Source organism: Paenibacillus sp. Z3-2 (assembly GCF_054161325.1).
Genome location: NZ_CP096397.1, coordinates 3,510,612 through 3,526,016 on the forward strand (window position 1 = coordinate 3,510,612; position 15,405 = coordinate 3,526,016).

Consider the following 15,405-nt stretch of genomic DNA (forward strand, 5'->3'; position numbering starts at 1 on the left):
GTTCTAAATCGTAGCATATAGATTTTTAATAAACAATATAAATCAGCTGGTAGTACAGAAGAACTTGGAAAAACAGCTGGGAAGGATATTGTAAGATTTAAAAACACGTATCCATCTTTTTACTCACATTGGAAGTTGTTAAAGATAAGTTGCTTGAACATTATGGATTAGCATTAGAAGCCTTGGCGCAAATGAAGAAGACACAATTCTTTTGAGTGAAATTGCGAATTTTATTGTAATGAGAAATACGTAGGAGATGTGCATTATTTCTACGCCTTCATCATAGACGATGAGTCATTTCTGTTTTTAAGGGAATTAAGTGTCGAGGGACAACAAACGGAGCCAGTGTACACTGAAAAGCGCTTAAGTCATTATTGAATAAAAACGACGATGAATCCCTAACAAAAGAGGATTTAGAGTCACTGACCGACGTTCCTTTATCGGGTAAAGGAATTAAGAGTTTGCAGGGTTTGGAGTATGCAGTCAATGTGACGAAGCTCTCTTTAAGCAGAAATCAAATTGCTGATATTTCACCTCTATCCGATGCTGTAAATTTGACGACTTTGGATTTGAGTGGCAATCAAATTGAGGATATTAAGCCGCTCAGGAAGTTAACGAAGTTGACAGATTTATCGGTATCTAGCAACCAATTCAATGATCTTTCCGCGCTAGCGAGACGCTAGCAGGATTGGTTAATCTTTGGAGACTCAATGCTGCGAATAATAACATCAAAGATCTTGCTCCGTTATCTAAAATTAACTAACTTACTTTCTCTGGATTTATCAACTAACCAGATCTATGATTTGGAGCCATTGAGAAATCTTCAAAGTTTGGCTTACCTCTATTTGAACAACAAACGAGTCTGGGATTTAGAGCCGATTCAACAACGTAGTTTTTTTCCGTATTATGAAACGGGTGCATTCATTGAACCACTTGCGCTGCAAAATAACTATTTAGATTTAAGCAAGGGATCGAAAACATATAAATTATTTGTGAAACTGGCAGGAAATGAGTTGCCTAGCCGTCAGCGTAAGACACAGCGCTTAGTGATCGGCAGCACGACAGCTTATGTGGGAGAAAGTGCATATCGTATTACCGCAGCGCCATTTATCCAGACAGGACGTACCTATGTGCCGATCCGTTTCATCTCCGAGAAGCTTGGGGCAACCGTGAATTGGAACCAGAGCACCAAAGAGGTAACGATTCAGAAGGATAGTAAAACGATTCGTTGGGCTGTAGGGAACAGGCAGGTAAAAGTAAAATAATGAAATTACAGAATATTACTTGAAGATAAGGACGCAATGACCATGCTTCAAAACAAGAGTAAATTATGCAGACCATCATTAAACTAACTTAAAAACGAGAGCTCATAAAACCAAGGAAGCAGCTGATCAATATGATCGGCTGCTTTTGTTCAACTAACGGGGAGGTTAGTTTCGTATTTCCACCCTCAGACAAAGGAAGTTGTTCTACTTTAGAGATCAGACTCTGCAACAGATTTTCCAAGTTATTCAGTCCTTTTATAAAGATTTTCACCAACAGCTTTGTACGAATGCTTTAAACCCAAATTAATGGTGTTGTAGTACTTTTTACTTGCTGTTTAGCATGTTCTAATTCTTCGGCTATAATTCCAATACCTTCTTCAATTTCTTGTTCCGATGTGCGCATGATGCCAAGACGCAAAAGGTTTTTTTTAGGGAAATGAGGAAGGAATTGTTCTTCTGTGGAGAAGACATCCACACCTCGACTGGCTAATCGATTAATCAGTTCCCTTGTATTGAAATCCGGAACAGCAATTGCCGCGAATACCCCTCCAGCAAATTCAATTGAACAGCGATATTCTACAGGGAGTAAACTTCGTACAGATTCTCTTAACTGATTCATTCGTTGATTACATGGCTTTCATTTGCTTGGCATGGTGGTCATACATTCCGGACTTGATATAAATCTCAAGTACACCTTGAGATAGTACAGAGGTACTTAGATCCGCCGTTTGCTTGTGCAACCGAAGCAGTGGTATTAAAGCATGCGGTATTGTTGCAGCAGCAAGTCGTAATCCAGGCAGCATGACTTTGGAAAAACTCCGAAGGTAGATAACATGGCTGGCACAACCATACGACCAGATAGGATCTTCTTTTGAGTTGGTTTCCAAATCAGCTAGATAGTCATCCTCCACGATATAGACGTCATAAGCTTTCGCCAGTTCCGCTAGTCGCTGCTTTTCTTCGGCTGTATATGATGTACCTAACGGATTATGGAAACGTGGAATGGTATAAAAAAACTTGATCATATTACTTTGAAAATAGCGTTCCAAAGCTGCCCAATCAATTCCCTTAGGCGTTCTTTCAATTCCGATTACGTTTTGGTTTTGTGCCTTTAAGGCAGAGAGCATTCCCCAGTAGGTTGGTTGTTCAACCAAAATGTTTGCCTTCCCGTTGGGGAAAGGCATCCCAGCCAGAAGATGAAGTGCTTGTTGAGCTCCAGAGAATACAAATAAGTGCTGTTCCGAAGTAAAGACTTGTTGCTGGTGAAACAGTCTTACAATTTCTTGACGTAGAGAAAGCAGTCCCTGCGGATCGGTATAAGTAAAAATAGATACTTCGAATAGTTCCATGGCTTTGTTTAAACATTGTCGAAGGTCCATTTGAGGTACAGATGTAGGGTCAGGTGCTGCAGCAGCAAAATCTATTCGCTTTTTCTCTATTAAGGGTAATAGCACTTCTTGCGCGACAACAAAGTAACCACTCTTAGGTCTTGAATAAATCAGAAATTCCTTTTCAAGTTCTTGGTACACACTGATTATGGTGTTAAGACTGCATTCATATTTTTGGCTCTGTTTCCGGATAGAAGGTAATCGCTGACCAGGTTTTAAAAGCCCATTGACGATATTCGATCGTATATCTTGTTTAATGATATCTTTTTTAGTTGTCATACCAGTACCTCTCTTTGTTCTGATAATCTGTACCCTTACAGATAAGGATTATCACAATATACACCATGTTTTGTACCTATTATAATTCAAAATATCAGTCAATTCGAGGAGAACAGAATGAAAAAAACAACAAGTGGTTGGATCAATGGATTCTTAGGTGTGCTGATATTCAGTGGTTCTCTACCGGCAACACGTTTAGCCGTTACGGATTTTGATCCTTTATTTCTCACCGTTTCTCGTGCAGCAATTGCTGGGATTTTGGCTGCTATATGCCTTCTCTTATTCAAGCAAAAAGTTCCTGTTCGAAGAGATATTCTCCCACTCATTCTTGTAGCTCTTTGTGTTGTAGTGGGGTTCCCGATGCTGACAGGACTAGCTCTACAATATGTCACATCCGCTCATGCCATTATCTATGTTGGTCTATTGCCTCTCTCTACAGCTATTTTTGGAGTATTACGAGGGGGAGAACATCCGCGGCCAATTTTTTGGGTGTTATCAGCTTTAGGGAGTTTTTTGGTAGTAGGGTTTGCTTTGTTAGGCGGGGAAGCCTCTTCTCCAGTAGGGGATGGACTTATGTTGGCATCAATTGTTGTGTGTGGTTACGGTTATGCGGAAGGCGCACGTCTTTCTAGGAGTTTAGGGGGCTGGAAAGTCATTTCCTGGGCATTGACCATATCGCTCCCAGTCATGTTGTTACTCTCATTTCTTTATATACCGCAATCTTGGGGGAATATCCGCGTTTCTTCATTCATAAGTCTTGCATATGTATCGCTTTTTAGTATGTATATTGGCTTCGTATTCTGGTATCGTGGCCTTGCACAAGGGGGAATAGTAGGAGTTGGACAGTTACAACTTCTCCAGCCATTCTTTGGCTTGTTACTCTCAGCTCTTATTTTACATGAGTCAGTTGGATGGCCCAACTTTGTTGTAAACATTGGTGTCGTATTGTGCGTAACATTCGCTAAAAGGTTAGCATCCAGAGCGTGATGAAGATTATAACGGTCAGGTCGATTGATTAAACTAACGGGAAACGTTAGTTTTAAACTGTAACTAAGCAGCCTTCCAGCAGAACGGCTGCTTTTTTTTGATTGAACTCCCCCCATGCTTTCAAAAAAAACATTTTCTCTCATGAGTTCTAAAAATTTGCTTCTATATCATCTATCTTTGATGTCCACTTGTTTCAGGAAATTGATGAGAAAATATACGTCGGTGAATCAAAGCGGAAGATAAGCTACGGACGAGAAGAGCCAAATATGTACAACAAGTTCAACTGTTATTGGTACTTACCTAATCACCAATTGGACAACTAAAACAAATAAAGTTATTTACAATACAGTAGATTCATGATAGACTGACGAACGTTCGGTAGGAGGGGTTAGATGATAACAGAAGACAGAATAAGGGAAGTAGCACTTCGTAGTTTCACACTAAATGGGTATAGAGGTACATCACTTGCAGATATTTCATCTGAAGTGGGAATTAAGAAGCAGTCCATTTATCACTATTTCAAAAGCAAGGATGATTTATTTATTTCAATGTTCCTCCTTGCAGCTCAGAAAGAATTACAATTCGTTGAAAATTATTTGTCAGGAGAGGAAGACTTTTCTTTAGAAAATGTACTGTACGGTTTTTTAAACGATTATAAACAACGGTATACAGAGGTTGCAGATACAAAATTCTTTTTTAAAATAGCATTTTTTCCACCAGAACATCTACATGACACCATTGTTGAGTACAGCGGACAATATCTAAACCGAATTGCACATTTGTTAGAAGACGTGTTCAATAAAGGAGCAAGTACAGGACAGATCAGTAAAGATGTTTCTGTGAAACACGCAACTAGAGCTTTTGAAGCAGTGCTGGATGCGATGTTTGTTGAGATGTTATATAGCGGGATGGAAAGCTCCATAAAAAGGCTGGATGCATCATGGTACGTCTTTTGGCGAGGAATTAAATCATAGAGGAGAATCAGAAAAAATGAATCGAAGTTGGTTACTTATCATTATTGGTGTCGTGTTTGAAGTGATTTGGGTGATTGGATTTAAGCATTCAGAAAACTGGATTGATTGGACCATAACTGTCTTATCACTGATCATATCATTTACTTTGGTTATTATTGCATCGGCTAAACTTCCAGTTGGTACGGTGTACGCAGTATTTACTGGTCTTGGTACCGTAGGGACTGTATTTACTGGAATGATTATTTTTGAAGAACCAGTCCAAATTCTGAAATTATTATTCATCGTTTTATTATTATGTGGTGTAATTGGCCTAAAACTGGTAGGTAGTTCTTCACCGTCCACGGAGGTAAGCAAATAATGGCTTGGATATTTTTGATTATCGCTGGTCTTTTAGAAATTGTAGGCGTACTAGGAATGAATCGTATTAAGCGTGACAAGGATTTAAAAGCATATATGATTTTTGTTGTTGGGATTGTCCTAAGTTTCGTATTTCTTAGTTTAGCCATGAGAGAACTGCCTATGGGCACAGCGTATGCGATTTGGACAGGTATTGGTACTTCTGGAGGAGCTTTAGTTGGTATGATCTTCTTTGGGGAATCTAAAAACTGGCTACGAGTACTGTTTATCGCAATGATACTATGCTCGGCAGTAGGACTGAAATTGATTTCTTAAAATTGAGCGTTGAAACGTTCAAATCGAAGTCAGGTTGCTTTGCTGATGAAGATTGCAGCAGCAATTTTTTTATGGTATTATCGTTAGATAACTAACGTTAGCTATCTAACGATATATTCTGTGAGGAGATGAGTGCAATCCATTCATTTAATGATAAAGGTGAGTTGCTTCCTGAAGAGGTAGATACCATTAACCATTTCACAAAGCTTCCTATCGGTGCACTAAATCTTGAAGCCATCGCAGCCGTGACCAATTTGTATCGCTCTGCTCAAGGACTTAAGAATAAAATGGAACAAGAAGTATTATCAGAGCACGGCCTATCATGGACTGCTTTCTCCATGCTATATGATTTGTGGATTTGGGAAGCTATTGAGACTAGAAAAATTGCTGAGTCGTTAGGTGTATCCAAAGCAACAGTAAGTAATATCACCACAACACTTGAGCGCAAAGAACTGTGCTTTCGAAAAAGTGAAGCAAAAGACAGAAGATTAACGTCTGTAGTTTTAACTGAAAAAGGAAAGCAAGTCATGGAGGCACTCTACCCAAAATTTCATCAAAAAGAAATTGAAATAGTCTCTTCTCTAACCTCTAACGAACAACAGTTTTTAGCAGAAATTTTAAGAAAAGTTATTAAGACTAATCACTTTTAAAAAAAACGAAATAACCAATGCTATGATGGGAATCCAGTAGTTGTTATCTCCCTGGATCAGAGAGTCGGTGGTTGGTGCGAATCGACGCAAAGATAACGCGAATTACACTCCCGGAGCATTCTTTATGAGATAAATCATAAAGACGGGCGAGCCGTTATCTCGATAAGTGGAAGGAAACAGTCCTTCAACAAGGGTGGTACCGCGTGAAAACACCACGTCCCTTTTTAGGGGATTGTGGTGTTTTATAATATCTATTTTTGGAGGAATGAGCAATGAATGATCTTATGAATCAACTGACCAATGTGCAGTTAGAAGATGTTGAAAGACAAATGGAAGAGTACATGCAAGGTGTTGAGGACATTATCCCCACGGAAGAGTTGGAACTTAAGGTTGCAACATCAGTTCTGGAGAATAGGCCACTAAAAATAAAATTAGGATTGGATCCATCGGCACCAGATGTTCATCTGGGTCATACGGTTGTGTTAAAAAAGCTACGGCAATTTCAGCAAAACGGGCATCAAATTCAACTGTTGATCGGAGATTTTACAGGAAAAATAGGAGACCCTACAGGTAAATCGGTTGCCAGAAAACCTCTGACAGATGAAGAAGTCAAACATAACGCTAAAACCTATTTTGAGCAATTCGGAAAAGTACTTGATATGAATAAAGTTGATCTGCATTACAACTCCACATGGTTGACAAAATTGAATTTTGAGGACGTTATTCAGTTAGCAGGTAAAATTACTGTAGCACGCCTCATGGAAAGAGATGATTTTGAAGAACGGATTGCTATGGGAAAGCCTATTTCACTACATGAATTCTTTTACCCTTTAATGCAGGGTTACGATTCAGTTGCCTTGGAGTGTGATATCGAGCTTGGCGGTACAGATCAGTACTTTAATGTGCTCATGGGAAGACATTTTCAAGAAAAGTTCGGTAAAGAGAAACAAGTGGCTATTCTAATGCCGTTGTTAGAAGGTTTAGACGGAGTAGAAAAAATGTCCAAGTCCAAGAAAAACTACATTGGAATTGATGAGACAGCCGAAGAAATGTACGGAAAAACAATGTCTCTACCTGATCAATTAATGAAAAAATACTTTGAATTGGTAACAGACCTTCCAACTGAACAAATTAGAGCAATTCAAGAGGATCTGGATTCCGGGAACCTGCATCCTAGAGATGCAAAAATGTTTTTAGCTAAGACAATTGTTCAAATGTATCATGGAGGGTCTTCAGCTGATAAAGCTGAACAACATTTTGTATCTGTTTTTCAACAAGGAATAATACCCGAAAACATTGAAGAAGTACAATGGACGGGAGCCACAATGATTACAATTGTCGAATTATTGGTTAGACTGCGACTGTTAGCATCCAAAAGTGAAGCACGCAGAATGATTGAGAATAAGGGCGTGAAAGTAAATGATTCACGAATAGAAGATACTCAATCAGAAGTTTTAATAACAGATGGATTAATTGTGCAAGTAGGTAAACGAAAAATGATAAAAATCAGATTGAACTAAGGGTTTATCTATTGTCCTAAAATTATATTCTCAGACATGTTGAGAAGTGGCTCGATGAACAAGAGACAAAGCACCACCTTGGATTTGAAACTGGCAAACTCGACCGGCCTATACAATTTTGTATCTCATAATTATAAGCAATATCAATAGAAATAGCCTACGGTTACTTTGTGAGTGAGATTAAGCTAACGGGAAACGATAGCTCAATAAATTCAAGTGAAGTCAATCGTGTAATAGTGGTTGGCTTCTTTGACTTTAAAGATTTCATTTAAACTTTCTCTAACTCAAATTGTACATTTTGAATCCCGCAACCGATATTTTTAGTGATTTTTGTTTGCCATGAGTCGAAATTGGAAGCTGCCGTGAGTCCCCATTAGGATGACTTCTCATTAAACTAACCGGCAGGTTTAGTTTAATTTAAAAGATTGTGATTAGGGTAGTTCCAGTAACACATGTTCAAGAAATAGTAATATAAATGTTTACAATTATCTTTAATTCGTGTTATACTGACGAACGTTCGTAAGTAAGGCTCGAATGGACAAATTCAATTTAACTTTAAATCAGGAGCTAGGAAAACAAAATGAATCGTAGATGATACTTTGTTCGGCAGTAGGTTTAAAGTTAATACCATTGTTTCTTTAAGAAGCGAATTATCCTTTTAGTTATTTGCTAAATTATACTTGTTCATTTTTCTCGAAGATTGTATATTTGTATACAAATACTTACGAACGTTCGTTAATACGAGGGGGATATAATGAAAGCAAATGAAATAAAACAAAGTGCTTTAGTTCAGTTTGTTAATAAAGGTTATGAAGCTACTTCGTTAGATGATATTGTTGCAGATATAGGAATTAAAAAACAGTCGGTTTATTCGCATTTTAAACATAAGGAGGATATTTTTCTTCAAGTTATAAAAGATACAGTCAATGTGGAGATAGTATTTATAAACCGGTTCTTTGAAGAGCATAAGCAGTATGATTTGAAAGTAGCTCTATTCCAGTTGTTGACCAAATACAAAGAAAGATACTTACTGCAAGAAGAACAAAATATAAAATTTCTTTTACGCATGGCCTTTATGCCACCATTTCATTTGCAGGATATTGTAATGAATCATTTTTACCTATATAACCAAGAGCTAGGATCTAAATTGAAAGAAGTTTTCCTGAAAGCTAAAACTGATGGTATTAATGTTACTGCTGAAGATGGAGCGATTTCTTTTCTGAATTTTTTAGATGGAATTCTGGTTGAATTAATTTATTCGGATTCAAATATTACTAAATTTGAATCAAGACTGAATATCTCGTGGGAGATTTACTGGCGAGGAATTTCAAGGTAACTTAAGAAGATGTCCATACAAGCGAAACAAACTTAACTGGCTAAGTTGTATGGGCATCCTAAGTAATAAAAAATTTTTTTAGTTCAAAACTTACGAACGTTCGTAAGTGCGAGTATCGAATTTACATGTTGCTTAACACTTTGTTAACAAAATGATAGCTAACAAGCTCTATAAGTTCTTTGAGGGGGGGATTACTATAAGGTAATGCTAGTGAAACTTTTAATTACTTAATCAGCATCATCTAAAAATTTATTTATAACTAGGAGGAGTTATTTTTATGGGTAAATTGGATGGAAAAGTAGCAATTATTACGGGTGCAGCACGAGGACAGGGAGAAGCACATGTACGTTTATTTGTTGAAGAAGGTGCGAAGGTTGTATTCTCGGATATTCTTGTCAATGAAGGAGAAGCACTTGCAAAAGAATTAGGTGACAATGTGAGGTTCATTAAGCATGATATTTCAAATGCTGATGATTGGAATCGAGTAGTGGAATTGGCGGAGTCTGCATTTGGTCCGGCAAACATTCTGGTAAATAATGCCGGTGTCGATTTATTCCGCAAAATTGAAGATATTACAGAAGAAGAGTATAACAGAGTCATCAAAATCAATCAGGTTGGTCCTTTTCTGGGTATGAAAGCTGTATTGTCTTCCATGAAAAAAGCCGGAAGCGGCTCGATTGTAAATATTTCTTCCATTAACGGATTGCGCGGGGAATATGGATTTGTCGCATATGATTCTTCTAAATTCGCTCTTACTGGTATGACAAAAACGGCTGCACAAGAATTTGCTGAATACAATATTCGTGTAAACTCTGTACACCCAGGGCCAATCAGAACACCAATGATTGAATCACAGGATGAAATTTCAGGTTTTATTGACGGGTTGTCCGTTCCTTTGAATAGAGTGGGTGAACCAAAAGAAGTTTCTAAACTCGTTTTATTTGTAGCTTCTGATGATGCTAGTTATTCAACTGGATCTGAATTTGTTATTGATGGCGGAATCACTGCTTCCAACTAAATTATAGTTATGGCTTCAGGATTATTGATACTAAGCAACTCATTAATTTGTCAGAGAGGTGTGCTAAATATGGATTATGTAACTTTGAACAATGGAGTAAAAATGCCGCAGCTTGGGTTTGGGGTATTTCAAGTAGGCAATCAAGAAACGACTGAAGCTGTTTCAGCTGCACTAAAGATCGGCTATACAAGTATTGATACAGCTATGATCTATCAAAATGAAGAAGGCGTAAGAGAAGCTGTCAAGAATGAAGACAGAGAAAATTTATTTATTACAACAAAAGTCTGGAACACAGACCATGGATACGAGAAGACACTTGCTGCTTTTGAAAGTAGCCTGGAACGCCTAGGACTTGACTATATTGATCTGTACTTAATACATTGGCCAACTCCAAGGTATGATGAATACATTGATTCTTATAAAGCTTTGGAAAAGCTTTATAAAGATGGTCGTGTTAAAGCAATTGGGGTATGCAATTTTGAAATTGAACACCTCGAACGGTTACTGGCTGAAACAGAAATTCCACCAGTGCTTAACCAGGTCGAGTGTCATCCATATTTGGCTCAAAATGAGTTGAAAGATTTTTGCCGTAAACATAATATATATGTCGAAGCTTGGAGTCCTCTTGAAAGAGGAGGAAATGTGCTTAAAGATCAAACCATTACAAAGATTGCAGAGAAATATGGCAAGAGTCCAGCTCAAGTCATATTACGCTGGCACTTACAGAATCAAACAATTGTAATTCCAAAAACAGTTACACCTTCCCGCATGGAAGAGAATATTCAGGTATTTGACTTTGAGCTTTCTCATGAAGATATGGAGGCCATTGATAAATTAGATTCCGGAAGTAGAACTGGTCCTCATCCAAATGAAATGAATGTGCGTTAATCTCGTTTTAGGAGGAAACCATTATGAAAATAGAACATGTGGGGATCATGGTCAATAATATGAACGAGTCTTTGGCGTTCTAATATTCTCGGTTTAAAATTAAGGCAAAGAGAATGGTTGAATGAAACGGTTGAGCTTGCCTTTCTATTCTTCCCAGAGCAGCCAAGTGTAGAGATTGAACTTGTATACGGCGGCCCTGTAGAAAACGAAGGGATCGTAAACCACCTGGCTTTTACAGTGAATAACATCGAATCTGAAATTTTGCGATTAAAAGAAGCTGGTATTCAATTAATAAATGAAGAACCTCAAATTATTTTAAAAGGTACTGTTAAAATCGCCTTTTTCCAAGGTCCTAATGGGGAAAAGTTGGAATTGGTAGAGGGATAAGTGAGAGTTTAATATAGGTGCATTAATAAAGTAGAGATCTACTTATAACTAAGTTAATAAAGAACGTTTGAGGACTTACATATGTTAAGTCCTCTTCTTTAATTAGGTTTTTAATATTTGTTAAACCTTCCACTTGATTAACGGTCGGTTTATGTTGGAGAAGAGAAGAAACTACGGAAAATAGCGGTCTATTTACTACGTAGTACAACGATACTATTCAGTAGTACTGATCTTCCGCAATAAAGCGCGATTGTTGGGGAGTAATCCTAATAAATAGGCTGTTACATATTAGTCATGTGTAATATGTCAATCAGCCTATGTTTTTTACTTTTTTTAAATTTAGGTCTTGATAAGTACTGAAGTAACTGAACGCTTACCGGACTAATCGGTATTTTGCCGTATTTCATTCAGCTAACGAGCAGGATAGTTTCAATGATTGGTAATGTGGTATGATCAGGTGCCATTTGATTGCAGAGGGTAACACGGAATTTTAAGATCAATGAGTAAGAAAGAGCCTACTCAACTGGCCAATACGATTCGGAATAGATCCGTAATGAATGACTATTACATAGAGGTGAGCTATACATATTGATGAGAATGCAACATTTTTTCTCCCAGATACCGATGGAATCAAAATTCATGCACAAGTGCAACCCCGATCTGACGAAAAAGTTATAGTGAAACATACCCCAGATAGCTTTTTTCAAACTGAATTACATCAACATCTTGAATCGATTAAAGTAACCTTAGTAAAACTATATTTTATAAGGAGACACGTAAGATGGATTTAAGATTCAGGGGAAAGGCTCTGTTATTGATCTATACTTTAAATTTAAAGATGAGTTAGAAAGTGAATATGGGGAAGACTAGCGAATTTTAAATCACGGAGGTACCCATAAAGCACTTCGAGATTAGTTCAATCATGTCGATATTATGTTCTAGAAATTCATTAAGACAGGAAAGTACAGGAATCACGTAGAATTACATATAAAGATTTTTTCTTATTTGGAGGTTGTAAAATGGCGTTCCCGACACATATTGTATCTGCGGGCGGAATAGTAGAAGATGGAACTGGAAATATCCTTTTAGTAAAAGCTCATGACGATGGTTGGGTGTATCCTGGTGGGATAACTGAGGTAGGAGAAAACCTGATTGATGGCGTCATTCGTGAAATCAAAGAGGAAAGTGGAATTGACGCTAAGGTAAGCCATTTGATTAGTATTGTTTCGAATACAGCGATCCATAAGTGGTATGACGGTGTGACTGATGTCCCTACGAAGGTTATGTTTGATTTCGTGTGTAAAGCTGTGGGTGGGGGGTTAGCTACTTCTAATGAAACGAGCGAATGCAAGTGGGTTCCAAAGGAAAATGTTCTGGATTTGATTACTTTACCTGGAATCCGCATGCGTTATGAAGCTTATTTGAACTTTAACGGCTCTGTGAATTATATGGAGTATGTCACTGCATCCACGACAGAATTTAATGTCAAGTTTCAAAGGAGTGTTTAATTATAGGAGGGGGCGTGTATTGAACTAACGGGAAACGATAATTCAATAATACTAGAAAGCAGCTGATCAACGTGTCGGCTGCTTTGTTCAAGCAAAGGGCAGGTTAATATAATGAGCGGGGTTTGCTTACGAATACATGGAATTTCCCGTTAGGGAGAATCGAGTATGGTGAAGATATATTAGAGGCGGCACGTGGAAAAGCAAACGTTAAACGAAGAAGGTTTAAACTGACGGCATGTTTAATTGACTATGTTTCATTTCTGTAGAAAATGATGCGTTAATTCGTTCACAATATCCGCATGTTCCATAGTCAGTGCATGGCTTGCACCGGCGATTACATGGGCCTCAAGGTTGGGAATTAAGCTTTTCGCGTTTGCTATCGCCTTATTAGCTGGATATATTACCTCTTTGTCTCCTATTAGGAGCAACGTAGGAGTGTTGAAACTATGAAATTCCTCTTTAGAAAATACGGAGGGCATAACCTGTAGAAGCGGTTTCGCATGGCGATAACCCGCGATGATCTGAGAGCGAAAAACAGGGTCTAATGGCTCCCCTTTACCTGAAAACCATCTAAAGGCATTATCAATTGACTTCTCCGAATGAAACAATAATGCAGGATACATCTTTGTAAAGAACCTAAAACTTATTTTATGGAAAGATCCAGCCGGGGCATACAGCATCAGCTTGGATACGCGGTCCGGATAGGCCAGTGAAAAACTTAATGATAGAAATCCCCCCATCGAATGGCCTGCCAAATCCACCTTGTTGAACTGCAGAGCGTTCAAAACTTCAAGAATCCATTGTTGCGCTGACTTCCTATTCTTTATAGGAACGACAGGTTTGCTTTTGCCGAAATCACCCATAATATCCATGGCATAAACGCTTCGTTCTTGAATCAAGTGTTTCACATTCGGGAACCACATCGTACTGCTCATTGTCATTCCATGAAGAAGAAACAATGGTTTCTTCTTCGTATCGCCGAAACGTAATATATGCGTTTCTCCGAACGTTGTCGGGATATAATGTGACGTAAAATCCGTCTCAAACTTTTCTAAACTTTTCTCGTAACAAAGAGAGTATTCTTTCTCGACTACTTCGTTCTTAAAGATAGATTTCACTATGCGCCTCCCTGACCCAAGTTTCCCTTATTTATGATACGGTTCACCGTAATGTACCTAATCATACATATATGCTAAAAACCACTCTGATATGGTGATCTCCCTTAGACAAGTCCCCAGTTTTTATAACACCTGACCTCTTTCAAGCAGAAGCTCTTTAAGCATATACTTTGAATCTTATTTTTAGTTGTATTAGCATTTTCGTTTAAATGTAATGCATCGTTAAAGAACGGTTGAAGCAAGAAAACCTTCTAGTACTTCATATCCTTTCCTTGTTCAACAGCATAACATAATTTTTTTCTTATAGTATGTGTTTCAATATATATTGTTTTTTGCTCACTCGTCGAAAACCATGTATGACGGATTGTCATGGGCGAGAGCTTCATCCCCCACTTGAGCGAGATCGGTACCTTTAGGGAAAACTATCGAAGCACCGTGTGCATTCTCGTTGGAACCGCGTTGCCAAGACGAATACGGATCAGGCAAAGTAAACGTGCAGGTTATGGGTCACGACAAAGTGGTACTGTCCGGGCATGAGAACAGCGGTATATAGGCGTTTTAGACAGAAGCCATTGGAAATGTGACCGATAACAATATGATTCAAATGGCAACCTAAAAGAATTACTGCGTGTTATTTCTGGTACTGTTCAACGAGTTGTAGAGCGACTATTTCAGGATTCACTCCAAAACCATCAACATTGCATCACTCAATTAATGGAGCTAAGAAAATCGAATGAAGTAATTGAGTTTCCTGAAATTTGTCCCTATGCCTATGCTTATGTTTTTTGGAGGAAATCTATTTTAAAGGAGGAACATTTCTATGGCTATAATTCTTTAAGAACAACCTTGATTTCTGATGCTAAACCACTAATAATAAGGGATCTTCTGGAGTATTTTTCTGATCAGGTCGTCAGTTATCAAATGAAGATTCTCCAAAGGCTTGATGCAAGGATACTTTCTTGGATTCTTGAAAAACTAGTCATGCAGTTCAGTGAAAATTTCTTCTGTACTTGGTTAGAGATTGCAGGGAAGAGGAGTAAAGAAATTAGCGTACCATCCTGGAAGGAAATTGAAAAAATGAGGGATCAGTCTTTTCCCAGTGTTGCTTTTAAATACAATTTTGATGAGAGCAGTTCTTCTAGCAGCATTGAGTATTATCATCTAAGTAAAAATGAATCGATACTTAATAAATTCGAATGTCCTTATCAGCATGAAAGTGCTAAAGGCCATATTAAGTCAATGATATCGTACATGCCACAAAAAGTTGCAATGCTTATCATGAACAATCCAAGTGATGAGAATAAGATTCTACAAAAAACAGTCGAGACATATGTAAAAAAAATGAATTTTTGATAACCGTTAATCTGAAAAGATCGACGGTTTTTGTGTTTTATTCGTTAAACGGCCTTGATAAT

General features: G+C 37.9%; 18 protein-coding genes, 1 pseudogene and 1 other annotated feature. Of the genes and pseudogenes, 15 read left to right on the forward strand and 4 right to left on the reverse strand.

Features of this window, described 5'->3' with window-relative positions:
- Positions 1 to 488 precede the first annotated feature (488 nt).
- Together M1D71_RS15675 and M1D71_RS15680 are read left to right on the forward strand one after the other, a co-directional pair.
- Positions 489 to 683 carry a leucine-rich repeat domain-containing protein gene (locus M1D71_RS15675; RefSeq protein WP_458127265.1) on the forward strand — a complete coding sequence of 65 codons (195 nt, stop codon included), beginning with the start codon at positions 489 to 491 and terminating at the stop codon, positions 681 to 683.
- Positions 684 to 845: 162 nt separating this feature from the next.
- Positions 846 to 1,265: a copper amine oxidase N-terminal domain-containing protein gene (locus M1D71_RS15680; protein ID WP_458122713.1), complete on the forward strand. Its 420-nt coding sequence runs from the start codon at positions 846 to 848 to the stop codon at positions 1,263 to 1,265.
- A 292-nt stretch (positions 1,266 to 1,557) separates the two neighbouring features.
- Here the strand turns inward: M1D71_RS15680 and M1D71_RS15685 are convergent, their stop codons facing one another.
- Entirely contained in the window at positions 1,558 to 1,884 is a 327-nt protein-coding gene (locus M1D71_RS15685; RefSeq protein ID WP_458122714.1) for a hypothetical protein, read from the reverse strand.
- 7 nt (positions 1,885 to 1,891) lie between these two features.
- Positions 1,892 to 2,932: an aminotransferase-like domain-containing protein gene (locus tag M1D71_RS15690; protein ID WP_458122715.1), complete on the reverse strand. Its 1,041-nt coding sequence runs from the start codon at positions 2,930 to 2,932 to the stop codon at positions 1,892 to 1,894.
- Positions 2,933 to 3,049: 117 nt separating this feature from the next.
- Here M1D71_RS15690 and M1D71_RS15695 point away from each other — a divergent pair, with 117 nt between their 5' ends.
- From M1D71_RS15695 to M1D71_RS15750, 12 genes are all read left to right on the forward strand, one after another.
- Entirely contained in the window at positions 3,050 to 3,919 is an 870-nt protein-coding gene (locus M1D71_RS15695) for a DMT family transporter (RefSeq protein ID WP_458122716.1), read from the forward strand.
- Between the two features lie 392 nt (positions 3,920 to 4,311).
- On the forward strand, positions 4,312 to 4,893 hold the full coding sequence (locus M1D71_RS15700; protein WP_458122717.1) for a TetR/AcrR family transcriptional regulator: 582 nt from the start codon (positions 4,312 to 4,314) through the stop codon (positions 4,891 to 4,893).
- 16 nt (positions 4,894 to 4,909) lie between these two features.
- The gene (locus tag M1D71_RS15705; protein WP_458122718.1) at positions 4,910 to 5,251 is read left to right on the forward strand and encodes a DMT family transporter; all 342 of its coding nucleotides are present in this window, start codon (positions 4,910 to 4,912) and stop codon (positions 5,249 to 5,251) included.
- Entirely contained in the window at positions 5,251 to 5,565 is a 315-nt protein-coding gene (locus M1D71_RS15710; RefSeq protein WP_458122719.1) for a DMT family transporter, read from the forward strand. The genes M1D71_RS15705 and M1D71_RS15710 overlap by 1 nt, the downstream gene beginning before the upstream one ends.
- Before the next feature lie 128 nt (positions 5,566 to 5,693).
- Positions 5,694 to 6,215, forward strand: coding sequence for a MarR family transcriptional regulator (locus M1D71_RS15715; protein ID WP_458122720.1), 522 nt, complete (start codon positions 5,694 to 5,696; stop codon positions 6,213 to 6,215).
- Positions 6,216 to 6,228: 13 nt separating this feature from the next.
- Positions 6,229 to 6,440, forward strand: a binding site (T-box leader).
- Positions 6,441 to 6,487: 47 nt separating this feature from the next.
- Positions 6,488 to 7,735 carry a tyrosine--tRNA ligase gene (gene tyrS / locus M1D71_RS15720; RefSeq protein ID WP_458122721.1) on the forward strand — a complete coding sequence of 416 codons (1,248 nt, stop codon included), beginning with the start codon at positions 6,488 to 6,490 and terminating at the stop codon, positions 7,733 to 7,735.
- A 754-nt stretch (positions 7,736 to 8,489) separates the two neighbouring features.
- Positions 8,490 to 9,071: a TetR/AcrR family transcriptional regulator gene (locus M1D71_RS15725; protein WP_458122722.1), complete on the forward strand. Its 582-nt coding sequence runs from the start codon at positions 8,490 to 8,492 to the stop codon at positions 9,069 to 9,071.
- A gap of 277 nt (positions 9,072 to 9,348) precedes the next feature.
- Positions 9,349 to 10,089, forward strand: coding sequence for an SDR family NAD(P)-dependent oxidoreductase (locus M1D71_RS15730; RefSeq protein WP_458122723.1), 741 nt, complete (start codon positions 9,349 to 9,351; stop codon positions 10,087 to 10,089).
- Positions 10,090 to 10,158: 69 nt separating this feature from the next.
- Positions 10,159 to 10,977, forward strand: coding sequence for an aldo/keto reductase (locus M1D71_RS15735; protein WP_458122724.1), 819 nt, complete (start codon positions 10,159 to 10,161; stop codon positions 10,975 to 10,977).
- 117 nt (positions 10,978 to 11,094) lie between these two features.
- Positions 11,095 to 11,364 carry a VOC family protein gene (locus M1D71_RS15740; RefSeq protein WP_458122725.1) on the forward strand — a complete coding sequence of 90 codons (270 nt, stop codon included), beginning with the start codon at positions 11,095 to 11,097 and terminating at the stop codon, positions 11,362 to 11,364.
- Positions 11,365 to 12,011: 647 nt separating this feature from the next.
- A complete protein-coding gene (locus tag M1D71_RS15745) occupies positions 12,012 to 12,155 on the forward strand; it encodes a hypothetical protein (RefSeq protein ID WP_458122726.1) in 144 nt (47 codons plus the stop codon).
- 228 nt (positions 12,156 to 12,383) lie between these two features.
- Positions 12,384 to 12,872 (forward strand): NUDIX hydrolase, encoded by a 489-nt coding sequence (locus tag M1D71_RS15750; protein ID WP_458122727.1) that lies wholly within the window; start codon positions 12,384 to 12,386, stop codon positions 12,870 to 12,872.
- A 254-nt stretch (positions 12,873 to 13,126) separates the two neighbouring features.
- Here the strand turns inward: M1D71_RS15750 and M1D71_RS15755 are convergent, their stop codons facing one another.
- Both M1D71_RS15755 and M1D71_RS15760 read right to left on the reverse strand, forming a co-directional pair.
- Entirely contained in the window at positions 13,127 to 13,990 is an 864-nt protein-coding gene (locus M1D71_RS15755) for an alpha/beta fold hydrolase (protein ID WP_458122728.1), read from the reverse strand.
- A 375-nt stretch (positions 13,991 to 14,365) separates the two neighbouring features.
- Positions 14,366 to 14,492, reverse strand: a pseudogene (locus M1D71_RS15760) (IS30 family transposase); the annotation flags it as partial.
- Between the two features lie 212 nt (positions 14,493 to 14,704).
- Between M1D71_RS15760 and M1D71_RS15765 the strand changes: the two are divergent.
- Positions 14,705 to 15,343, forward strand: coding sequence for a hypothetical protein (locus M1D71_RS15765; protein WP_458122729.1), 639 nt, complete (start codon positions 14,705 to 14,707; stop codon positions 15,341 to 15,343).
- The last annotated feature ends 62 nt before the right edge of the window (positions 15,344 to 15,405 follow it).